Here is a 22,101-nt window from a genome sequence, read left to right on the forward strand (position 1 = left end):
TATATCCTATAAATACAACTCATGATTGTATCTTTTAAATCTCTTATGAAAGAAAAAATACTCATCAGGTTTAAATTTAATCACCTCTTCACAACACTTTGCTTGATACTTAGTAAGCTCTTCTATACTTGCCTTGCTTGCGTCTAAAGCCTTAAAAGTTTTTACAAAAAATTTCTCATCTTTTTGATACACAAAACAAGGCAAAATCATAGCATTTGTTTTTTTTGCAAGCACACTTGCACCTGCTATAAAATTTACTTCTTGATTAAAATACTGTATTTTTATACTTTCACTATCCACTGCATCTTGATCGGTTAAAATTCCAAGCGATCTACCTTCTTTTAAGGCTTTTAGCATTTTTCTAAGCCCGCCTTTTTTCTCTATAAGCTCTATATTAAATTGCGTGCGATTTTTACTTAAAATTTTATCCATTATCACACTATCAAGCGCTCTTCCAACTATAGAGATTCCTTGAAATTTAGCTCCAAAAGATAAAGCCAAAAGTTCCCAGTTACCATAATGAGCCGTAGTTACGATCAAGGGTCTTTTACTTTGCATTATATTTAAAATTTGCTCCTCATCATCAAAGCAAATTTTATTGATGATTTCTTCTTTGCTTGCATTTTGATTTTTGATAAAATCAATCCCAAATTTAGCAAAATTTTTATAGATATTAAGGCTAGTTTCATCACGCCATTTTTGATCTTTTTCAGGAAAGCAAATTTTTAAGTTTGTGTCAATGATTTTACGGTGTTTATGATTAAGCCTATAAGTGATCAAAGCAACCAAATTTGCAAAAGAGTTTAAAAGCTTTGAAGGTAAAATCTTCACAAGAACTTTTAACATGTAAAAAAGGCTTAAATATATATAATTTATCATTTTTCTAAAAGCTCACAAGCTAGTTTAAAAATATCTTTTTCATCGATATTTTGTATGCAAAAATCACTCTTATCTATATGCTTTGAATGCAGTATTTTTTTACCTGCATTGATTGTTTTGTTGATATTTGTTTCATAAGCATTTCTTTGACTAGGAGTAGCACCAAAAATCGTTATAGAGGGCTTGTTTAGTGCAAAAGCTAAATGAGTAGGCCCGCTATCATTTCCGATAATCAAATCGCTTGCCTTAGTTAAAGCACAAAGCTCACTTAAGCTTAATTTTGGCGCAAGTTCTATTTTCAAATGCTTTAAATTTAAAACTATATCTTTAGCAAAATTAAACTCATTAACATTACCCCAACCAAGCATGATTTTTGCACTAGTAAAATACTCTAAAAGCATTCTACAAAGTAGTATCAAACGCTCTTTTGGGTAAATTTTATTAGGCATAGATGAGCCTACATGTATGAGTATATTTGGCGTACTTTCACTTAAAGAAAGCCTTTGTTCTAAGCTTTCTTTTAACTCATCATCTACGCTAAAACAACTTTGTTTTAACTCTATGTCACTATGATCAAAATGTTCATTTAACACATAAGCTACCAAAGAAAGATTACGCACGATAATATTTTCTTCATAATTACACGCAAATTTATGCGTATAAAAATTGCTCGCAAAACCCTCTTTGATACTTTCTTGATCAAAACCAAAAGTATTGGCACATAAAAATTTACTCACTAAAGCAGATTTAATCAAACCTTGCAAGTCAATCGCAACATCATATTTGTTTTGTCTTGCTTCAAAAAGCATAGCAAAAACTTCTTTGAATTTTCTATCTTTTAAAGGCAGGGCATACACTTCATTAATCATTGGATGATCTTGCAATAATCCTGCAAATCTTGCATCTACAAACCAATCAATACTCGCCTTAGGATAATGCTTTTTAATAAATTGCAAAACAATCACCGCATGGATGATATCACCAAGTGCAGATAATTTAACCAAACCTATTTTCATGTGCTACTTTATTTTTAAATTTTCTGTTATGATTTTAACAAAGATTTTTTTAAAAAAAGGTTTATCATGCAAGAATATATTTGCGTTTTTGATTGTGAGAGCATTCCTGATGTAGAATTAATAAAACATCTTTATGGTTTTAATGGTGATGATTTAAGCATTAGCAAGCAAGCTTTAGAAAAACAAAAAGAAGAAAGCGGAAGCGAGTTTTTACCCCTGCCTTTTCATAAAGTTGTAAGTATTTGCGCAGTGATTGCAGATAAATTTGGAAATTTCATCAAAGTTAATAAAATCAAAGGCGAAAGCGAAAAACAAATGCTAGAGGAATTTTTTAACTTCATAGATAAACACCAACCCCGCCTTGTAAGTTTTAATGGCAAAAGCTATGATATGCCTTTACTTGTTATAAGAGCGTTAAAATACAACATCAACGCAAGTGCTTATTTAGATGCAAGTGATAAATGGAATAACTACAAAAGCAAATTTATAGAAAATAAACACTGTGATTTATTAGAATCTTTAGGGAGTTTTGGTCAAAAAGGCTTAAGACTTGACACACTTTGTGCTATGGCAGGACTTCCTGGAAAGTATGATGTGCATGGAAATGAGGTATTAGAACTCTTTTATCAAAACAAATTAGAAAAAATTCACGAATACTGCGAAAGTGACGTGTTAAACACTTATATGCTATTTTTAAAATACGAACTCATCAAGGGCAACTTAACCCAAGAAGATTATCTTAATATTTTAGAAAATTTCAAAGAAGAGCTTTTGCAAAAACATAGTGATAAAAGCTATCAAAAGCCATTTTTAGAAGCCATAGAAAAAGAAAAGAGCAAGTTTTAAATTAATTAAGAAAAGTATATTAAAATAACTATTATTAAATATCACAAAAAGGATAAAAATGAAAATTTTAATCACCGGTGGTGCAGGATACATAGGCTCTCATACTTTAAAACAATTTTTAGAAACAAATCATGAAATTTGTGTATTAGATAATCTTTCAAAAGGTAGCAAAAAAAGCTTAGATGAACTTTCTAAAATCAGACCTTTTAAGTTTTTTGAGCAAGATTTAAGCGATTATGCTGGGATTAAAAAACTTTTCAAAGAGGAAAAATTTGATGCAATTGTGCATTTTGCAGCTAGTATTGAAGTTCCTGAAAGTATGGAAAATCCTTTAAAATACTATATGAACAATACCGCAAATACAAGCAACTTAATCCAAACTTGTTTAGAAACAGGTGTGAAAAAATTCATTTTTTCTTCAACCGCAGCAACTTATGGAGAGCCACAAACTCCTATTGTGGATGAGCAAAGTCCATTGGCACCGATTAATCCTTATGGACAAAGCAAACTAATGAGCGAAAAAGTCTTACAAGATGCTAATATGGCTAATCCTGAATTTAAATATTGCATTTTAAGATACTTCAATGTAGCAGGTGCTTGCATGAGTTATCCTATAGGTCAACGCTATCCAAAAGCTACTTTGCTTATCAAGGTTGCTGCTGAAGTAGCCACAGGAAAAAGAGAAAAGCTTTATATTTTTGGCGATGATTATAATACTAAAGATGGCACTTGCATTAGAGATTTTATCCATGTTGATGATATTTCAAGTGCGCATTTAGCTGCTTTAGAATACTTAGAAAACAATGAAAGTAATATTTTCAATGTAGGCTATGGACATGGCTTTAGCGTAAAAGAAGTTATTGAAACCATGAAAAAAGTAAGTGGAGTAGATTTCACAGTAGAACTAGCACCAAAAAGAGCTGGGGATCCTTCTGTGCTTATTTCAAATGCGGATAAAATCAAAACCCTAACCAACTGGAAACCAAAATATGATGATTTAGAATTAATCTGCAAAAGTGCTTATGAGTGGGAAAAACAGTGTTAAAAAAACTTTTTTTTATACTCAATGCTCATGATAAGAAATTTTTATTTGCTTTGCTAATTTTTTCTATTTTTATAGGATTTATAGAAAGCTTTGCTATTTCTTTGATCATGCCCTTTGTATCGGTAGCGAGTAATTTTGAGCTTTTAGAAAAAAGCTCTTATTTTCAACCTATATATGAGTATTTAAATTTACCAAGTTATAAGATTATTGCTTATTTTGGCTGTATATTAATCGCCTTTTATATTTTTAGAGCCTTTTTAAATGCCTTTTATTTTCATTTGCTTGCACGTTTTTCTAAAGGGCGTTACCACAGCCTTGCTTGTCGAATTTTTGATAAATACTTACATCTTGAATATGAAAATTTTACTAATAAAAATCAATCAGAACTTTTAAAAACCATCACACAAGAAGTATTTCATTTAAGCACTTTAATTAGTGCTTTTTTACTTATGCTAAGTGAAAGCTTTGTGGTGTTTTTACTTTATACTTTATTGCTAATTATCAACTATAAAATCACCCTAGCTTTAAGTGCTTTTTTACTTTTAAATGCTTTTATTTTGATTAAAATTCTCTCACCCTTGGTAAAAAAAGCTTCCATAGCTAGAGAAGAGGCGATGAAAAATTATTTTGAAATTTTAAATGCAAATTTAAACAACCTTAAAATCATCAAACTCAAAACCAAAGAACAAAGCACACAAAAGCTTTATGAAATTCAAAGTGGGCTTTTTGCCAAAGCAAACATTAGCAATGAAAGCATGTCAAGCATTCCTAGAATTTACCTTGAAGGTATAGGTTTTTGTATGCTTTGTTTTATCGTGGTGTATTTAGTTTTAAGATATGAAAGTGATATTTCATCTATCTTAGCAACTATTACTATTTTCGTAGTAGCTCTTTATAGGCTTATGCCAAGTGCTAATCGTATCATCACAAGTTATAATGAAATCACATATTATAAAAACTCTTTAGATATTATTTATAACATGCTCAATGAAAAAGAAGAAAAACTAGGCGATGAAAGTATTGAATTTAAAGAAAAAATCGTTTTGAAAAATCTTTTCTTTGCTTATAAGGGTAAGAAAAATTTATTTAAAAATTTAAATTTTGAGCTTAAAAAAAATGAAAAAATCGCTTTTATAGGTAAAAGTGGAAGTGGTAAAAGTACTTTAGTTGATCTTATCATAGGGCTTTTAAAACCAAGCGATGGAGCTATTTTTGTAGATGGAATTAAACTTGATGAGAGCAATATAAAAAGTTTTAGAAGTAAAATTGGCTACATACCTCAACAAATTTATCTTTTCAATGATTCTATTGCTAAAAATATTAGCTTTGGAGAAGAAGTAGATGAAGCACTTTTACATAAGGTAATCAAGCAGGCTAATCTTGAAAGCTTTGTAAATTCACTTGAAGATGGAGTGCATACTAAGGTGGGTGACTCAGGTTCGTTTTTAAGTGGGGGCCAAAGACAAAGAATAGCCATAGCAAGAGCGCTTTATCAACAACCTGAAATTTTAGTTTTAGATGAAGCAACTAGCGCTCTTGATCAAGAAAGTGAAGCAAAAATCATGGAAGAAATCTATAAAATTTCAAAAGATAAAACCCTCATCATCATAGCCCATAGGCTCTCAACCATACAAGGTTGTGATAGAGTATTTGAAGTAAAACATGGGCATTTAAAGGAACAAGTATGAAAATCACTTTCATCATAGCTACTTTAAATTCAGGTGGTGCTGAAAGAGTATTGGTCACTTTAGCTAATGAGCTTTGCAAAAAGCATGAAATAAATATTATTAAATTTCACAAAGAAGACTCTTTTTACAAGCTTGATCCAAAAATCAAACTTTTTACCCTAGAGCAGTTTGACTTTTCCACTCTTTATAATAAAATAGCCTCACGCATTAAAAAATTCAAAGCCTTAAAACAAGCACTTAAAGACCATAAAAGCGATGTTTTTATCTCATTTTTAGATACCACTAACATCGCTTGCATTTGGGCAAATAAAGGCTCCAATACACCTTTAATTATTAGCGAACATAGCTCTTATACTTATTTAAAATCTAAAATTTGGAAGTTTTTACGCCGTATAAGTTTTCCTCATGCAAATGCTCTAACTGTGCTAAGTAATGATGATAAAAATTATTATGAAAACTTTGTTAAAAAAGTTATCAATATGCCAAATCCTTGTCATTTTAGCCCTATTAAAGAAAATTTAGAAAAAGAAAATAATGTCATTTTCGTAGGCAGACTTGATCATAATAAAAATGCTTCTATGTTTTTAAAAGCCATAGCAAGGCTAGATATAAATTTACAAAAACAATACAATTTTTTCATAGCAGGCGATGGAGAATTAAGACAAGATTTAGAACAAGAAGCTAAGAATTTAAATATCAAGGTTAATTTTTTAGGTAAAGTTGAAAATATGCAAGAGCTTTATAAAAAAGCAAAAATAATCTGCCTTTGCTCTTTCATAGAAGGCTTGCCAACAGTTTTGCTTGAAAGTTTATATTATCAAGTAGCGCGTATTAGCACTAAATACACAAGCGGCCATAAAGATTTAATTGATGATGGAAAAGATGGATTTTTGGTAGATTTAGATGATGAAAAAGCTTTAAGCGAAAAACTCGCCCTTTTAATGCAAGATGAAAATTTAAGAAAAACACTAGCGCTTAATGCACAGCAGCGATGTAAAGATTATGAAGTAGCCAATGTAGCGCAAAAATGGCTTGATTTAATCAAAGAAGTAAGGGTTTAACATGAAAAAACTAGCAATTTTTATTTATTCTTTAGGAAGCGGTGGTGCTGAAAGGGTTGTATCTACGCTATTACCTGTATTAAATTTAAAATATGAAGTACATTTGATTTTAATGAATGATAAAATATCCTATGATATTCCTGAAGTTAATATCCACTACCTTGAAAAATCAAATCCAAGCGAAAGTAATTTAGCTAAATTTTTAAAACTACCCTTGCTAGCTATGAAATACAAAAAGCTTTGTGAAGATTTAAAAATCAATTTACAATTTGTATTATTAAATAGACCTAATTATATTGCGTTAATGGCAAAATCTCTAGGACTTAAATCAACCCTTATTATCAATGAATGCACCACTCCAAGTGTGATTTATAAACATAATAATCTAAATTCTTTTATCAATAAATTTCTTATTAAAAAACTTTACAATAAAGCAGATTTAATCTTAGCAAATTCTATAGGAAACAAAGAAGATTTAATACAAAATTTCAACATAGAAGCTAAAAAATGCGATATTTTATACAATGCCATAGACTTAGAAAGCATTATAGAAAAATCTAAAGAAGAAATAGACTTTAAAAATCCTTTTATATTAAGCGTTGGTAGACTTGATCATGGTAAAAATCATGCTATGCTTATAAGAGCTTATGCAAAAGTTAAAACTGATTTAAAATTAGTCATTTTAGGCGAGGGTATTTTAAAAGATGAGCTTTTAGCTTTAATAGAAACTTTAAATTTAAAAGACAAGGTCTTTTTACTAGGTTTTGATAAAAATCCTTATAAATACATGAGCAAATGTGACTTTTTTGCTTTTGCCTCAAGTTTTGAAGGCTTTTCCAATGTTTTAATCGAATGTCTAGCTTGTAATACTGCCGTGCTTTGCACTGATCATAAAAGTGGCGCAAGGGAGTTATTTTTAGATGATGAGTTTGGACTTTTAGTAAAAGTAGATGATGAAAAAGCCATGCAAGAAGGCTTAGAAAAAATGTGCAATGATGAAGCATTAAAAGCTTCATATAGACAAAAGGCTTTTTTGCGTGCAAAAGAATTTGATAAAATTAGCATAGCAAAGCAATTATTTGAATTTTTCAACAAGGCATAAAATGAAACTGCAACAAAATTTCACTGATAATAATTCTATAAAATATACCTGTATTTTAATCCTTATAGCCTTTGCTTTTAGTGTTTTGTGTAGATTATACTGGGTAGCTTGGGCAAGTGAGTTTTATGAGTTTTTCTTTAACGATCAACTTATGATTACTACTAATGATGGCTATGCTTTTGCAGAAGGCGCAAGAGATATGATAGCAGGTTTTCATCAACCTAATGACTTATCTTATTTTGGAAGCTCACTTTCTACTTTGACTTACTGGCTTTATAGTATTTTGCCTTTTAGCTTTGAAAGTATTATTTTATATATGAGTACTTTTTTTGCTTCTTTGATTGTTGTGCCTATTATATTAATCGCAAGAGAATATAAACTCACTACCTATGGCTTTATAGCAGCCTTACTTGGAAGCATTGCAAATAGTTATTACAACCGCACTATGAGTGGGTATTATGATACTGATATGCTAGTATTAGTTTTACCAATGCTTATTTTACTTACTTTTATAAGATTAACTATCAATAAAGACATTTTCACCCTACTTTTAAGTCCAATTTTCATCATGATTTATTTGTGGTGGTATCCGTCAAGTTATTCTTTAAATTTTGCTATGATAGGACTTTTTGGACTTTATATTTTAGTATTTCATAGAAAAGAAAAGATTTTTTATCTAGCTATTGCTTTGATGATCATAGCTTTAAGTATGCTAGCATGGCAATATAAACTTGCTTTGATTGTATTATTATTTGCTATTTTTGCTTTTAAAGAAGAAAAAATTAATTTTTATATGATTTGGGCTTTGATTTTTATTAGCATTTTGATTTTACATTTAAGTGGTGGCTTAGATCCTGTTTTATATCAAATTAAATTTTATGTTTTTAAAGCTTCTGATGTGCAAAATTTAAAAGATGCTGCCTTTGTGTATTTTAATGTCAATGAAACCATTATGGAAGTAAATACTATCGATCCTGAAGTGTTTATGCAAAGGATTAGCTCTAGTGTTTTAGTATTTATCCTTTCTTTTATAGGTTTTATCTTGCTTTGCAAAGATCATAAAAGCATGCTTTTAGCTCTACCTATGCTTGCACTAGGTTTTATGGCTTTAAGAGCTGGACTTAGATTTACTATTTATGCAGTTCCTGTGATGGCTTTGGGTTTTGGGTATTTTTTATATGCATTTTTTAATTTTTTAGAAAAAAAACAAATCAAACTGAGTCTAAGAAATAAAAATATCTTACTCATACTCATTACATTTTTTAGTATAAGCCCTGCTTTGATGCATATTTATTATTATAAATCCTCTACTGTTTTTACTTCCTATGAAGCTAGTATTTTAAATGATTTAAAAAATAAAGCTCAAAGAGAAGATTATGTCGTTGCTTGGTGGGATTATGGTTATCCAATACGCTATTATAGCGATGTAAAAACCTTAATCGATGGTGGAAAACACCTAGGAAAAGATAATTTTTTCTCATCTTTTGTCTTAAGCAAAGAGCAAATTCCAGCAGCTAACATGGCAAGACTTAGCGTAGAATACACTGAAAAATCTTTCAAAGAAAACTATCCTGATGTTTTAAAAGCTATGGTTAAAGATTATAACCAAACAAGTGCTAAAGATTTTTTAGAAAGTTTAAATGATAAAAATTTTAAATTTGATACCAATAAAACTAGAGATGTATATATTTATATGCCTTATAGAATGTTGCGTATCATGCCTGTGGTGGCACAATTTGCAAATACAAATCCTGACAATGGAGAGCAAGAAAAAAGTTTATTTTTCTCCCAAGCTAATGCTATAGCTCAAGATAAAACTACAGGTTCTGTTATGCTTGATAATGGAGTAGAAATTATTAATGATTTTAGAGCCTTAAAAGTAGAAGGTGCAAGCATATCTTTAAAAGCTTTTGTGGATATAGAATCCATCACTAATGGCAAATTTTATTACAATGAAATTGATTCAAAAGCTCAAATTTATTTGCTCTTTTTAAGAGAATATAAAAGCTTTGTGATTTTAGATGAAAGTCTTTATAATAGTGCTTATATACAAATGTTTTTATTAAATCAATATGATCAAGATTTATTTGAGCAAGTCACTAATGATGCAAGAGCAAAAATTTATAGGCTAAAAAGATGAAAATAGGAATTTTAACCCATAGCGCAATGAGTGTGTATTATTTTCGTCTTGCACTCATTAGGGCTTTAGAAAAAAATGATCATGAAGTTATAATCATCACTCCAAAAGATGATTTTGCTATTAAATTACAAGAATTAGGCTATAAGGTTTGTTTTTATGATTTAGCTAGATCAAGCGTTAATCCTTTAGTCGTTTTTAAAAATCTACTTAGTTTAAAAAATACACTCAAAAGTTTAAATTTAGATCTTTTACAAACAAGTGCTCACAAAAGCAATACAACAGGTATCATAGCAGCTAAAATGGCAGGCATTAAATACACTTTTGGTTTGGTTGAAGGCTTAGGAAGTTTTTATATAGATGATGATTTTAAAAGCAAATTAGTAAGAATGAGTATTAATTTACTTTATAAAATTTCTTTTAAACTTGCTAATGGTTTTATTTTTGTCAATGAAAGCAATGCTTTATTTATGAAAAATTTAGGCTTAAAAGAAGAAAAAATCAAAATCATCAAATCCGTAGGGCTAAATTTAAAACAATTTTTACCTTTAAAAATTAGCACAGAAGAAAAACAAGCTTTTTTAAAAGAACACAATATGCCCAATAAGCCTATCGTTTTAATGATTTCAAGAGCGCTTTGGCATAAAGGTATTAAAGAATTTTATGAAGCAAGTCAAATTTTAAAAGATAAGGCAAATTTTGTTTTGGTAGGTGGAAGGGATGATAATAAATCTTGTGCACCATTAGAATTTTTAAACTCAAATGATGTTTTTTATCTTGGCGCAAGAAGTGATATTGCACATTTATTAAATTTATGCGATATTTTTGTTTTACCAAGCTATAAAGAAGGCTATCCAAGAACGGTTTTAGAAGCACAAGCTTGTAAAAAAGCATGCGTGGTAAGTGATGCTGAGGGTTGCATTGAGGCAGTGGATAATGCCATAGATGGTTTAATTTGTAAATGCAAAGATAGTAAAGATTTAGCCGAAAAAATCGCAGTTTTATTAGAAGATGAAAAACTAAAAAATACTTTAGCACAAAATGCTTTTCTTAGAGCACAAAATTATGATGAAAATATCATAGCTTTGAAATATCTTGACTTTTATAGGGGTTTTATAAATGTATAAAAATGGTTTAAAACGTGTTTTTGACTTTTTTTTGGCTTTGATTTTATTGATTATTTTTTTACCCTTTATAGTGCTTATAGGTATTGTTTTAAAAATCGTTCAAGGAAGTGTGCTTTTTAAACAAGCAAGACCAGGATTAAATGAAAAAATTTTTTATATTTATAAATTTAAAACCATGAGTGATGAAACCAATGAAAATGGAGAATTACTTCCTGATGAATTACGCCTAAAGCCTTTTGGTAAGCTAGTTAGAAGCTTGAGCTTAGATGAATTACCACAGCTTTTTAATGTATTAAAAGGCGATATGAGCTTCATAGGCCCAAGACCTTTACTTGTAGAATACTTGCCTTTATACAATCAAGAACAAAAAAAACGCCACGATGTAAGACCAGGCATTACAGGTTGGGCGCAAATCAATGGACGCAATGCTATTTCTTGGGAGCAAAAATTTAAATATGATGTAGAATATGTACAAAATTGCTCTTTTTTATTTGATCTTAAAATCTTTTTTATGACCATTATTAAAGTTTTAAAAAGAAGTGGGGTTAATAAAGAAGGAGTAGCTACAACGGATAAATTCAATGGGCACAACTAAAAGTATTTATATATATGGTTCTAGTGGGCATGGTTTAGTCTGTGCCGATGTAGCTAGAAATTTAGGATATGAAAAAATCGTCTTTTTGGATGATAATAAAGGCTTAAAATATCACTCCGACTTAGAAAAACACGATATGTTTATTGCTATTGGTGCAAACTCTATTAGAGAAAAACTTTTCAAAAAAGCAAAAGATGATGGATTTAGATTAGTTAATTTGATACACAAAAGTGCTATTATTAGCCCAAGTGCTTTTTTAGATGATGAGGGTATTTTGATCATGCCAAATGTCGTAGTTAATGCTAAAGCTAGTATAGCAAAAGGTGTGATTTTAAATACTGCTTGTGTGATTGAGCATGAGTGTTTTGTAGATGAGTTTAGCCATATTAGCGTTGGAGCTAAACTAACAGGAAATGTAAAAATAGGAAAACGTTGTTTTTTAGGAGTTAATTCAAGTGTTATTCCTTGTATAAGTTTAAATGATGATATAACTTTAGGTGCGGGAGCGGTTGTGGTTAAAAACTTAACTTCTAAAGGCATTTATGCTGGAGTTCCTGCTAAGAAAATAAAGGAGGTAAAATGAGATTTTTTCTATCAGCGCCACATATGAGCGGAAAAGAATTAGAATACATACATAAAGCTTTTGAAAGTAATTATATAGCACCTTTGGGTGAGTTTGTTAATGCCTTAGAACAAAGTATTAAAGATTATACAAAAAGCTCTAATGCACTTGCTCTAAATGCAGCCACTGCAGCCATTCATCTAGCTTTAAGAGTTTTGGGCATCAAAGAAGGCGATGTGGTTTTAGCTTCAAGTTTTACTTTTATTGCTTCAGTAGCGCCTATTTCTTACATGAATGCTACGCCTGTGTTTATTGATTGTGATGAAACTTATAATTTAGATGTCAATTTATTAAAAAAAGCTATCAAAGAAAGTCCTAAAAAGCCAAAAGCTCTCATTTTAACACACCTTTATGGTAATGCTTCTAAAATGGATGAGATTATCCAAATTTGTAAAGAAAATGAGATTTTTTTAATCGAAGATGCTGCTGAAGCTTTGGGAAGTTTTTACAAAAATAAAGCTTTAGGTACTTTTGGGGATTTTGGAATATATTCTTTCAATGGTAATAAAATCATCACAACAGGTGGTGGTGGCATGCTTGTGAGTGAAAATCATGCTAATCTTGAAAAAGCAAGATTTTATAGTACCCAAGCTAGAGAAAATTGCCTTCATTATGAGCATAAAGAATATGGCTATAATTATAGAATGAGTAATATCTTAGGTGCAATCGGCACTGCTCAAATGGAAGTTTTAGAAGAAAGAGTGAGTAAAAAGCGTGAAATTTATAGCTGGTATAAAGAATTTTTAAGTGGCACCTTTACTTTTTTAGATGAGCTTGAAAATACCAAGTCAAATCGCTGGCTAAGTACTGCTTTACTTGATTTTGATTTAAATAAACTTAATACTTATGAAAAACATTGTATATGTGAAAATAAAAATGTTCAAATTCAAGATAAAATTTTAAAAATCATACAAGTTTTAAAAGATAATAAAATCGAAAGTCGTCCGCTTTGGAAACCTATGCATTTACAAGAACTTTACAAAGGTTGCGATGCTTACTTAAATGGTAATAGTGAGTTTTTCTTTAGCAATGGAATTTGTCTTCCAAGCGCAACTACTATGAGTAAAGCTGATGTAGAGGAAGTTTCTACTTTAATCTTAAATACCTTAAAGGACTAAGATGGATTATAAAAGCAAACGCTTAGGATTTTTTTTAGGCGCTGATATTTTACTTTTTGTTATAAGTATTTATTTGTCTTTTTCTTTACGCTTTAGTGCAGACATCCCGAGTGAATTTTATGAAGGTATGTTTAAAAGTGCTGTGATTTTAATTTTGCTTAAAATCATTTTTCTAGCTTTTTTTAGAATTTATCAGGTTGCTTGGAGATTTTTTTCACTTAATGAAGCGCGTAAATTAGTCATCGCTTTAGCTTTAGCTGAACTTGTATTTTTAGCAATTTATTATTTTTATGATGATTTTTTTAATCCTTTTCCAAGAAGCGTTATAGGAATAGACTTCGTTTTATCTTGTATGTTAATTGGAAGTTTGCGTATAAGCAAAAGAATGATAGTTGATTTTAGAAAGCCAAAATATAATGAAGAACATCCTTGTATAGTAGTTGGTGCTACTTCAAAGGCTTTGCATTTATTAAAAGGAGCTAAAGAAGGGAGCTTAGGACTTTTTCCTGTAGCTGTGGTAGATGAGCGTAAAAATTTAATAGGTACTTATTGTGATAAATTTATAGTTGAAGAAAAAGAAGCAATTAGAAAATATACCGCTGAAGGTATTCATACTGCTATTATTGCTTTAAAACTTGAGCAAGAAGAACTTAAAAAGCTTTTTGATGAGCTTATTGCTTATGGGATTAATGATATAAAACTTTTTTCTTTTACGCAAAATGAAGCAAGAGATATAAGCATTGAAGATTTATTAGCGCGTAAGCCAAAAGATTTAGATAATGCTTGTGTGATTGATTTTATCAAAGATAAAATAGTTTTAGTTAGTGGAGCTGGTGGAACTATAGGAAGTGAGCTTTGTAAACAATGTATTAAATTTGGTGCAAAACACTTAATCATGCTTGATCATAGCGAGTATAATTTATATAAAATCAATGAAGAATTAAGCTTACATAAAGAAAAAATCGAGCCTATTATGATGAGTATATTAGACAAAGAAGCTTTAGAAAAACTTTTACAAGAAAAAAACATAGATTTGATTTTACACGCAGCAGCCTACAAGCACGTGCCTTTGTGTGAGCAAAATCCACATTCAGCTATTTTAAATAATATCATAGGTACTAAAAATTTAATCGATCTTGCAAAAACTTACAAGGTTGCTAAATTTGTTATGATAAGCACTGATAAAGCTGTAAGACCAACTAATATCATGGGTTGTACAAAAAGAATTTGTGAGCTTTATGCGCTAAGTTCAAGTTGTGAAAATTTTGAAGTAGCTTGTGTGCGTTTTGGTAATGTTTTAGGCTCAAGTGGAAGTGTCATACCTAAATTTAAAGCTCAAATTGCAGCTAATGAACCACTTACTCTTACTCATCCTGATATAGTGCGTTATTTTATGCTTGTGGATGAAGCTGTGCAACTTGTTTTACAAGCTGCTGCTATTGCTAAAGGTGGAGAATTATTTGTACTTGATATGGGTGAACCTGTTAAAATCATGGATTTAGCTAAAAAAATGCTTTTACTTTCTAATAAAAAGTTAGAAATTAAAATCACTGGACTAAGAAAAGGTGAAAAACTTTACGAAGAGCTTTTAATCCATGAAGATGATTTGAAAACTCAATATGAAAGTATATTTGTTACCACTAGTGAAATTAAAGATTTAAAAATTTTAAATCAAGAAATAGAAAGATTACTCCAAAGCACAGATCCTGCAAAAGTTTTAAAGGAAATTGTGCCTGAGTTTAATCACAATAAAAATGGAGAGTGATTAAATTCTAATTTTATTTTTAAATGGTATAATATAAACTTTTAATTGATTAATAAAAATAAAAACGATACAATTACACTTTTATGTAATTACATCAAGACAAAGGAAAAAAAGTGAAGTTATTAGTAGTTGATGATAGTTCTACCATGAGAAGAATAATCAAAAACACTCTTGTAAGATTAGGCCACAAAGATGTTTTAGAAGCTGAACATGGAGTTGAAGCTTGGGATTTGCTTTCACAAAATGATGACATAAAAATTTTAATTACTGACTGGAATATGCCTGAAATGAATGGCTTAGAATTAGTAAAAAAAGTAAGAGCGGAAGAAAAATATGCTGATATGCCTATTATCATGGTAACTACAGAAGGTGGTAAGGCAGAAGTTATCACAGCTTTAAAAGCAGGTGTAAATAACTATATTGTAAAACCTTTTACACCTCAAGTATTAAAAGAAAAACTTGAAGATGTTTTAGGAACAAACGAAGGCTGATTATAAGTTTTTATGCAAACACATTATTACGAACTTTTTTTTCAAACAGATAAGGAATATTTAGATTTATTCCTTGATCTTGTTTTTTCTCTAGATATAGATGCCATAGAAGAAAAGGATGATGGCGTTTATATACGATCAGAAGAAGATATAAAACTCATTCAAATAGCCTTGCAAAGCTTTCATCAAAAATTATGTGAAAAATTTAACACTAAGATTTATTTTCATTCTACTTTAGAAAAAAAAGAAAATAAAAACTGGATAGAAGAGTATAAAAAAGGCGTACAAGCTTTAACCATTGACAATATCCACATTCATACCACTTGGCAAGAAGCTATACAAGATAAAATCAATATTATTATAGACCCTGCCCTAGCTTTTGGCTCAGGACATCATGAAAGCACTTACACTTGTATAGAATTTTTACAAAAATACACAGATGATTCTAAATTTTGCTTAGATGTAGGCTGTGGAAGTGGGATTTTAAGTATCATCATGGCAAAGCTTGGAGCTAAAGTGCAAGCTTGTGATACAGACGAGCTAGCCGTAGTTGCAAGCAAGGAAAATGTAAAATTAAATCAAGTTAGCTTTGATGATATTTGGGTAGGTTCTATTAATAAAAGCTTACATAAATATGATATAGTTGTGGCAAATATCATTGCTGATATTTTAATCATACTAGAAAAAGATCTTAAAGAAAAAACCAAAGAAGGTGGAATTTTAATCTTATCTGGTATTTTAAACAAATATGAAGAAAGAATTAAAGATAAATTCAAAGATTTGACTTTGTTAGAATGTAAACACAAAGGAGAGTGGTTGAGTTTAGCTTACAAAAAGGAAACAAAATAATGAATAAAAAACCAAATGAACCAAAAGATAATCCAAACAATAATAGCTTTTTCAATAAAAACCCTATTTTTATTTTCGCTATTTTTGCCATTGTGATGATTCTTTTATTTAAAGGATTTTCAGATGATGGTAGCATGGGTATTATGGGCGGAGAAAATACCAAAAAAGTTACTTATTCTGAATTAAAAACTTTAATTGAAAACAATCAAATTGCCCAAGTTAACATAGGTCAAACTACCATAAAAGCAGTATCTAAAGCAGGAAATATGGCATATATTACCAAAAAAGTTCCAAATGATGCTACTTTTGTGCCTTTGCTTGATTCAAAAGGCGTTTCTTATGGAGCTTTTAACGAGAGTAATTGGTTTATAGATATCTTACTTTCTTGGGTTTTACCGGTATTTATTTTCTTTGGTATATGGATGTTTTTAGCTTCTCGTATGCAAAAAAATATGGGCGGATCCATACTTGGTATAGGAAGCTCTAAAAAGCTTGTAAATTCAGAAAAACCAAAAGTTAAATTCAATGATGTTGCAGGTGTTGAGGAAGCAAAAGAAGAAGTTAAAGAAATAGTTGATTTTCTAAAATATCCTGAAAGATATATCAATCTTGGCGCAAAAATTCCAAAAGGACTTTTGCTTGTAGGCCCTCCAGGTACAGGTAAAACTTTGCTCGCAAAAGCAGTGGCAGGCGAAGCTGATGTACCATTTTTTAGCGTCTCAGGTTCATCTTTCATAGAAATGTTTGTAGGTGTTGGAGCTAGTAGGGTTAGAGATTTATTTGAAAATGCTAAAAAAGAAGCTCCAGCTATTGTATTTATAGATGAAATTGATGCTATAGGCAAATCACGTGCAGCAAGTGGCATGATGGGTGGAAACGATGAAAGAGAGCAAACTTTAAATCAACTTCTAGCAGAAATGGATGGCTTTGGTACTGAAAGCTCGCCAGTAATCGTATTAGCAGCGACAAACCGTCCTGAAGTGCTTGATGCAGCATTACTTAGACCAGGACGTTTTGATAGACAAGTTTTAGTAGATAAGCCTGATTTTAAAGGCAGATGTGATATTTTAAAAGTTCATATGAAAGATGTTAAAATTTCACCTGAAGTAAAAGTAGAAGATATCGCAAGATTAACAGCAGGTCTTGCGGGTGCTGATTTAGCAAATATCATTAACGAAGCAGCTTTGCTTGCAGGTAGGGATTCTAAAAAACATGTAGAACAAAAAGACTTAGTTGAAGCAGTAGAAAGAGCTATAGCAGGACTTGAGAAAAAATCACGTAGAATTAATGATAAAGAGAAAAAAATCGTAACTTATCATGAATGTGGCCATGCTTTAATCGCTGAAACCACAAAAGGTGCTAAAAAAGTAAGTAAAGTTTCTGTTATACCGCGTGGTTTAGCAGCTTTAGGATATACACTCAATACTCCTGAAGAAAATAAATTTTTAATGCAAAAACATGAACTTTTGGCTGAAGTTGATGTGCTTTTAGGTGGGCGTGCAGCTGAAGAAATTTTCATTAAAGAAATTTCAACTGGTGCAAGCAATGACCTTGAGCGTGCAACTGATATCATAAAAGCTATGATTTCTATGTATGGTATGAGTGAAATTGCAGGTTTAATGGTGCTTGAAAAACAAAGAAATACTTTCTTAAGTGGCGGACAAACCATCAAAGATTATTCTGATAAAATGGCTCAAGATTTAGATGAGTATGTGAAGAAAACCTTAGATGAACGCTATGCGGGTGTAAAAGAAATTTTAAAAACTTATAGCGGTGCTATAGAAGTAATGGTACAAGCACTTTATGAAGAAGAAACTATTGATGGTGCTAAAGTAAGAGAGATTATTAAAAACTATGAAGAAGAAAACAATCTTCCAACGCGCTTAGAAGAAAAAGAGCAAGAAGTTACTAAGGATAACTAATGAAAACAAATTTTATTGCAAAGGCTGGCTGGAATTTACTTATAATTCTAGCTATAGTTTTTGCAATAGCTCAATTTATATGGGGATTTTCTTGGCTTTTATGGTGTATTTTTATACTTTTTGCTTGCCTTTTTAGAGCTAGTAAAATCGATTATATAGCAGATCCAAATACTATCATAGCTCCCATAGAAGGAAAAATAAAATGCATTAAAACAAGCTCATATAAAGAGCTTGGCGAATGCATAGAAGTGCAAATTATAAATAATATCGTTCATCAAGGCAGCATCATAGCTCCACTTAATATGGATATAGAAGAAACTAGACCAAGACACGGACTTTTTTTATGTCCATTTATGAAAAATACAAATTTAATGGGCGAAAGAATGCTATTTTTAGCACGCTCTAAAGGCAAACAATTGGCATTACGCGTTATTTTTGGCGCCTTAAATAGAAAAGTTCATATTGATGATTTTGGTCATCATTTAAACCATGGACAAAATATAGGTTTTATGTTTGATGGCAGTGTGAGTTTATTGCTTCCAAAAGATACTAGAATTTGCGTAAATGAAAACGATAAAGTACGCATTGGTGCATTGATAGGGTATTTAAATCCATGAATTTTAAACTAATTTATATTTTACCTAATCTTTTTACAGCTGCTTCCATATTTTTAGGCATTATTTCAGTGATTGCTTCTATTAATCAAAATTTTGATAAAGCATTAATTTATATCATTTTATCATTAATTTGTGATGGCTTGGATGGACGCGTTGCAAGAGCTACTAATTCTACTTCTAAATTTGGAGTTGAGTTTGACTCACTAGCAGATTTAATAGCCTTTGGTGTTGCACCTGCTATGCTTTTTTATATGAGTATAGGTTATGAATATGATCGTTTTGGTTCCTTAATAGCTGGTTTATTTGTAGTTTTTGGCGCTATACGCTTAGCAAGATTTAATGTCACCACAGGTACTTATGAACCTTCAGTTTTTATAGGACTTCCTATACCAACAGCTGCAGTTGTAAGTGCTTTATGGGTAAGTGCTTATTTATATTATGATTTTTTACGTGATTTTTCTTTGATGATAGTATGTATTCAAATGCTTTTAGCTTTTTTAATGGTAAGCAATATAAGATATCCAAGTTTTAAAAAAATTGATTTAAAACGGGCAAATGTTTTAAAAGTATTAATCCTTTTAGTAATCTTATTTTCCATGCTTTATTTGTATTTTTTAGAAAGTGCGTTAATCGTCGCAAGCTTATATGTACTTTATGGAATCATTCGAAGCTTTTTTACTCTAGCTCGTAAATTTAAAAAAGATTAAAATTTTATTTTCACTTCACTTTTTAATAATATACTTTTCATTATTTTTCAAAAAGGAGTAAAAATGAATAAAAACAAATTATTCAGACAAATTCACATTTACATTAGCTTATTTTTCTTACCACTAGCATTTTTATATGCTGTTACTGGTTTTGCTTATATAGCTGGTTTTGATGGGGAAAGTGGAGCTAAAATTCAAACTCAAAAAGTTCAAGCTATTATCCAAGAAGGCGCTGAAGCTGAATTTTTAATTGATTTTTTAAAGAAAAATAACTTAAAACTTCCTTCATCTTTAGAACCAAAACTTAACAAAAAAGGCGATGGAATAGAGCTTGGCACTATAAACTATACTGCAAGTATTGTCAAAATAGATGAAAATAATTATGAAATTATCACAAAAGAAAGAAGTTTACTTGGAAATATGATTTTACTTCACAAAGATAAAGGTATGTGGTATTTTTCTGTTCTTGGACTAGCTTTTGCACTTGCTATGATAATCCTTTATATTTCAGGACTTTTAATCACTATCATAGCTATACGCAAAGACAGGGGCAAACAAATCGCGGTTTTAGGTGCCGGTTTTGTTATAACTTTAATTATAGCTTATCTTAGTGTATAAATTTAAGGTATATCTTATAATCAATAAGATATACTTTTCCTTTTAATACGGACAGATGGGTGAGTGGCTGAAACCACACCCCTGCTAAGGGTGCAGATCTTAACGGGTCTCGAGGGTTCAAATCCCTCTCTGTCCGCCACATTATAAAATCCATTTCCTTTCATCTATTTTAATAGTTTTTATTGCTATAATTAATACTATCAAACTGAATAAATCTAAAGGCAAGCCCACATACTATGCAAATCTATGCTTCTATTGATTTGAAATCTTTTTACGCTTCAGCTGAATGTGTTTTAAGAAATTTAGATCCTTTAACAACTAATCTCATTGTAGCAGATGAATCAAGAACAGATAAAACCATCATACTAGCAGTTTCACCTGCACTAAAAACTTACAATATACCTGGTAGATTAAGACTTTTTGAGTTTAAACAAAAAATCCACTCAATCAACCAAGAAAGATTAAAACAAACTCAAAAACACTGCTTTAAAGCTAAAAGTTTTGATACATTAGAACTTAAAAATGATTTAAATTTAGAACTAGATTACATCATCGCCAAGCCCAGAATGGCTACTTATATAGAATTTAGCACAAAAATATACAGTATTTATTTGAAGTATTTTGATGCAAAAGATATCCATATATACTCTATTGATGAAGTTTTTATTGATCTTAGTTCTTATCTTGAAAAATACAAACTTTCAGCTTATGAGTTACTTACTAAGGTTTTACTTGATATTTTACACACAAGTAAAATCACTGCAACAGCAGGTATAGGCACAAATTTATACTTAGCTAAAATTGCTATGGATATACTTGCTAAAAGACAACAAGTAGATGAAAATGGCTTGCTTATAGCCTTTTTAGATGAAAAATTATACAGATATAAATTATGGCAGCATAAACCTTTAAAAGATTTTTGGCGTATAGGTAAAGGCATTGCCTTAAAACTTGCAAATTTAAACATTCATACTATGGGAGATCTTGCAAGATTTTCTTTAAAACACGAAGCTTTGCTTTATAAACACTTTGGTGTTAATGCTGAATTATTAATCGATCATGCATGGGGTATTGAAACTTGCACGATGAAAGATATTAAAAATTACAAATCACAAAATCACTCTAAAGTCATGGCTAAGGTTTTACCTTTTGCATATGATAATAATCAAACAATAAAGGTTTTAAAAGAACTTGTCGATCATTTAGTGCTTGAACTTATACAAAATAACCTTAAAACAAACCATATCACGCTAGATATACAATATGATAAAAGCAATTTAGAAAATTCAAACCTTTTAGCTTCTTATAAAGGAGCTATTGCTAAAGATAATTATGGAAGAGCTATACCTAAAAATGCTCACGGAAGTATGAATTTAGAAAATTTTACCCATTCTTTAAAAATCATCAACAAAAAAACCTTAGAACTTTTTTATAAAATCAATGATAAAAACTTAAGTATTAGAAAAATCAGCCTAAGTTTAAATAATATCACAGATAAAGCTCAAGAAAATTTCCAAGAATTAAATTTATTTAGTGATTTTAACGCAATTTCACAAGAAAAAAATCAACTTGAAAAAGAAGAAAAGCTCCAAAAAGCAAGACTTCAAATCATGCAAAAATTTGGTAAAAAAGCTATTTTAAAAGCTTCAAGCTTAGATAATGAAACCAAAGAAATTACTTCTTTAATAGGAGGACATAATGCATGATGATTATAAAGATATAATAAATATAAAATATCAAAAATCAAAACAATTCCCACCAATACCAAGAGAAAAAAGAGCGGCGCAATTTGCTCCATTTTCAGTGCTAAATGGTTTTAACAAAGCTATTTTAAAAACGCAAAAAGATATGGAAAAAGCATTAGAAAATAGCAAATATCAAGAAGAAAGCTAAGTT

Annotated in this window: 21 protein-coding genes and 1 tRNA gene; 20 read left to right on the forward strand and 2 right to left on the reverse strand. The window is 30.2% G+C overall.

What is annotated here, in order from left to right; all coding sequences use genetic code 11:
- Positions 1-6: 6 nt before the first annotated feature.
- Together L8X36_RS02440 and waaC are read right to left on the reverse strand one after the other, a co-directional pair.
- Positions 7-879, reverse strand: coding sequence for a lipid A biosynthesis lauroyl acyltransferase (locus L8X36_RS02440; RefSeq protein ID WP_263682369.1), 873 nt, complete (start codon positions 877-879; stop codon positions 7-9).
- Positions 876-1,895 (reverse strand): lipopolysaccharide heptosyltransferase I, encoded by a 1,020-nt coding sequence (gene waaC / locus L8X36_RS02445; RefSeq protein WP_263682370.1) that lies wholly within the window; start codon positions 1,893-1,895, stop codon positions 876-878. The genes L8X36_RS02440 and waaC overlap by 4 nt, the downstream gene beginning before the upstream one ends.
- A gap of 66 nt (positions 1,896-1,961) precedes the next feature.
- Between waaC and L8X36_RS02450 the strand changes: the two genes are divergently transcribed.
- The 20 genes from L8X36_RS02450 to L8X36_RS02545 all read left to right on the forward strand — a co-directional run bounded on the left by L8X36_RS02450 (position 1,962) and on the right by L8X36_RS02545 (position 22,098).
- Positions 1,962-2,741 (forward strand): 3'-5' exonuclease, encoded by a 780-nt coding sequence (locus L8X36_RS02450; RefSeq protein ID WP_263682371.1) that lies wholly within the window; start codon positions 1,962-1,964, stop codon positions 2,739-2,741.
- Positions 2,742-2,799: 58 nt separating this feature from the next.
- Entirely contained in the window at positions 2,800-3,786 is a 987-nt protein-coding gene (galE, locus tag L8X36_RS02455) for a UDP-glucose 4-epimerase GalE (RefSeq protein ID WP_039626879.1), read from the forward strand.
- Complete coding sequence (locus tag L8X36_RS02460; protein WP_263682372.1) at positions 3,780-5,474, forward strand: ABC transporter ATP-binding protein; 1,695 nt, start codon at positions 3,780-3,782, stop codon at positions 5,472-5,474. Before galE ends, L8X36_RS02460 begins: the two co-directional genes overlap by 7 nt.
- Positions 5,471-6,535: a glycosyltransferase gene (locus L8X36_RS02465; protein WP_263682373.1), complete on the forward strand. Its 1,065-nt coding sequence runs from the start codon at positions 5,471-5,473 to the stop codon at positions 6,533-6,535. Before L8X36_RS02460 ends, L8X36_RS02465 begins: the two co-directional genes overlap by 4 nt.
- 1 nt (position 6,536) lies before the next feature.
- A complete protein-coding gene (locus L8X36_RS02470; RefSeq protein ID WP_263682374.1) occupies positions 6,537-7,637 on the forward strand; it encodes a glycosyltransferase in 1,101 nt (366 codons plus the stop codon).
- Between the two features lies 1 nt (position 7,638).
- Positions 7,639-9,777 carry an STT3 domain-containing protein gene (locus tag L8X36_RS02475; RefSeq protein ID WP_263682375.1) on the forward strand — a complete coding sequence of 713 codons (2,139 nt, stop codon included), beginning with the start codon at positions 7,639-7,641 and terminating at the stop codon, positions 9,775-9,777.
- Positions 9,774-10,901: a N,N'-diacetylbacillosaminyl-diphospho-undecaprenol alpha-1,3-N-acetylgalactosaminyltransferase gene (gene pglA, locus L8X36_RS02480; RefSeq protein WP_263682376.1), complete on the forward strand. Its 1,128-nt coding sequence runs from the start codon at positions 9,774-9,776 to the stop codon at positions 10,899-10,901. The genes L8X36_RS02475 and pglA overlap by 4 nt, the downstream gene beginning before the upstream one ends.
- Positions 10,894-11,496: an undecaprenyl phosphate N,N'-diacetylbacillosamine 1-phosphate transferase gene (pglC, locus tag L8X36_RS02485; RefSeq protein WP_263682377.1), complete on the forward strand. Its 603-nt coding sequence runs from the start codon at positions 10,894-10,896 to the stop codon at positions 11,494-11,496. The genes pglA and pglC overlap by 8 nt, the downstream gene beginning before the upstream one ends.
- Complete coding sequence (gene pglD / locus L8X36_RS02490) at positions 11,483-12,079, forward strand: UDP-N-acetylbacillosamine N-acetyltransferase (protein WP_263682378.1); 597 nt, start codon at positions 11,483-11,485, stop codon at positions 12,077-12,079. Before pglC ends, pglD begins: the two co-directional genes overlap by 14 nt.
- Positions 12,076-13,236, forward strand: a complete 1,161-nt coding sequence (gene pglE / locus L8X36_RS02495; protein WP_087699233.1) for a UDP-N-acetylbacillosamine transaminase — start codon at positions 12,076-12,078, stop codon at positions 13,234-13,236. The genes pglD and pglE overlap by 4 nt, the downstream gene beginning before the upstream one ends.
- A gap of 1 nt (position 13,237) precedes the next feature.
- On the forward strand, positions 13,238-15,001 hold the full coding sequence (pglF, locus tag L8X36_RS02500) for a UDP-N-acetylglucosamine 4,6-dehydratase (configuration-retaining) (protein WP_214125766.1): 1,764 nt from the start codon (positions 13,238-13,240) through the stop codon (positions 14,999-15,001).
- 113 nt (positions 15,002-15,114) lie between these two features.
- Positions 15,115-15,492: a chemotaxis response regulator CheY gene (locus tag L8X36_RS02505; RefSeq protein WP_039619063.1), complete on the forward strand. Its 378-nt coding sequence runs from the start codon at positions 15,115-15,117 to the stop codon at positions 15,490-15,492.
- Between the two features lie 12 nt (positions 15,493-15,504).
- On the forward strand, positions 15,505-16,341 hold the full coding sequence (locus L8X36_RS02510) for a 50S ribosomal protein L11 methyltransferase (RefSeq protein ID WP_263682379.1): 837 nt from the start codon (positions 15,505-15,507) through the stop codon (positions 16,339-16,341).
- Positions 16,341-18,263 (forward strand): ATP-dependent zinc metalloprotease FtsH, encoded by a 1,923-nt coding sequence (gene ftsH, locus L8X36_RS02515; protein ID WP_263682380.1) that lies wholly within the window; start codon positions 16,341-16,343, stop codon positions 18,261-18,263. Before L8X36_RS02510 ends, ftsH begins: the two co-directional genes overlap by 1 nt.
- Positions 18,263-18,880: a phosphatidylserine decarboxylase gene (locus L8X36_RS02520; protein ID WP_263682381.1), complete on the forward strand. Its 618-nt coding sequence runs from the start codon at positions 18,263-18,265 to the stop codon at positions 18,878-18,880. Before ftsH ends, L8X36_RS02520 begins: the two co-directional genes overlap by 1 nt.
- Positions 18,877-19,587: a CDP-diacylglycerol--serine O-phosphatidyltransferase gene (pssA, locus tag L8X36_RS02525; RefSeq protein ID WP_257399294.1), complete on the forward strand. Its 711-nt coding sequence runs from the start codon at positions 18,877-18,879 to the stop codon at positions 19,585-19,587. Before L8X36_RS02520 ends, pssA begins: the two co-directional genes overlap by 4 nt.
- A gap of 63 nt (positions 19,588-19,650) precedes the next feature.
- Positions 19,651-20,205 carry a PepSY-associated TM helix domain-containing protein gene (locus tag L8X36_RS02530; protein ID WP_263682382.1) on the forward strand — a complete coding sequence of 185 codons (555 nt, stop codon included), beginning with the start codon at positions 19,651-19,653 and terminating at the stop codon, positions 20,203-20,205.
- Positions 20,206-20,254: 49 nt separating this feature from the next.
- Positions 20,255-20,344 (forward strand) — tRNA-Ser (locus L8X36_RS02535).
- 97 nt (positions 20,345-20,441) lie between these two features.
- On the forward strand, positions 20,442-21,911 hold the full coding sequence (locus tag L8X36_RS02540) for a DNA methylase (protein WP_263682383.1): 1,470 nt from the start codon (positions 20,442-20,444) through the stop codon (positions 21,909-21,911).
- Positions 21,904-22,098 (forward strand): hypothetical protein, encoded by a 195-nt coding sequence (locus L8X36_RS02545; RefSeq protein ID WP_263682384.1) that lies wholly within the window; start codon positions 21,904-21,906, stop codon positions 22,096-22,098. The genes L8X36_RS02540 and L8X36_RS02545 overlap by 8 nt, the downstream gene beginning before the upstream one ends.
- Positions 22,099-22,101 lie beyond the last annotated feature (3 nt).

Source organism: Campylobacter sp. CNRCH_2014_0184h (assembly GCF_025772985.1).
Classification (GTDB): Bacteria; Campylobacterota; Campylobacteria; order Campylobacterales; family Campylobacteraceae; genus Campylobacter_D.

Bases quoted from the DNA above. Each gene is read 5' to 3' on its own strand.
- L8X36_RS02530 (WP_263682382.1), top strand. From the start codon at position 19,651: ATGAATAAAAACAAATTATTCAGACAAATTCACATTTACATTAGCTTA.
- pglC (WP_263682377.1), top strand. From the start codon at position 10,894: ATGTATAAAAATGGTTTAAAACGTGTTTTTGACTTTTTTTTGGCTTTG.
- L8X36_RS02440 (WP_263682369.1), bottom strand. From the start codon at position 879: ATGATAAATTATATATATTTAAGCCTTTTTTACATGTTAAAAGTTCTT.
- L8X36_RS02475 (WP_263682375.1), top strand. From the start codon at position 7,639: ATGAAACTGCAACAAAATTTCACTGATAATAATTCTATAAAATATACC.
- L8X36_RS02520 (WP_263682381.1), top strand. From the start codon at position 18,263: ATGAAAACAAATTTTATTGCAAAGGCTGGCTGGAATTTACTTATAATT.
- pglA (WP_263682376.1), top strand. From the start codon at position 9,774: ATGAAAATAGGAATTTTAACCCATAGCGCAATGAGTGTGTATTATTTT.
- L8X36_RS02470 (WP_263682374.1), top strand. From the start codon at position 6,537: ATGAAAAAACTAGCAATTTTTATTTATTCTTTAGGAAGCGGTGGTGCT.
- ftsH (WP_263682380.1), top strand. From the start codon at position 16,341: ATGAATAAAAAACCAAATGAACCAAAAGATAATCCAAACAATAATAGC.
- pssA (WP_257399294.1), top strand. From the start codon at position 18,877: ATGAATTTTAAACTAATTTATATTTTACCTAATCTTTTTACAGCTGCT.
- pglE (WP_087699233.1), top strand. From the start codon at position 12,076: ATGAGATTTTTTCTATCAGCGCCACATATGAGCGGAAAAGAATTAGAA.
- L8X36_RS02450 (WP_263682371.1), top strand. From the start codon at position 1,962: ATGCAAGAATATATTTGCGTTTTTGATTGTGAGAGCATTCCTGATGTA.
- L8X36_RS02540 (WP_263682383.1), top strand. From the start codon at position 20,442: ATGCAAATCTATGCTTCTATTGATTTGAAATCTTTTTACGCTTCAGCT.
- waaC (WP_263682370.1), bottom strand. From the start codon at position 1,895: ATGAAAATAGGTTTGGTTAAATTATCTGCACTTGGTGATATCATCCAT.
- L8X36_RS02545 (WP_263682384.1), top strand. From the start codon at position 21,904: ATGCATGATGATTATAAAGATATAATAAATATAAAATATCAAAAATCA.
- pglD (WP_263682378.1), top strand. From the start codon at position 11,483: ATGGGCACAACTAAAAGTATTTATATATATGGTTCTAGTGGGCATGGT.
- pglF (WP_214125766.1), top strand. From the start codon at position 13,238: ATGGATTATAAAAGCAAACGCTTAGGATTTTTTTTAGGCGCTGATATT.
- galE (WP_039626879.1), top strand. From the start codon at position 2,800: ATGAAAATTTTAATCACCGGTGGTGCAGGATACATAGGCTCTCATACT.
- L8X36_RS02510 (WP_263682379.1), top strand. From the start codon at position 15,505: ATGCAAACACATTATTACGAACTTTTTTTTCAAACAGATAAGGAATAT.
- L8X36_RS02465 (WP_263682373.1), top strand. From the start codon at position 5,471: ATGAAAATCACTTTCATCATAGCTACTTTAAATTCAGGTGGTGCTGAA.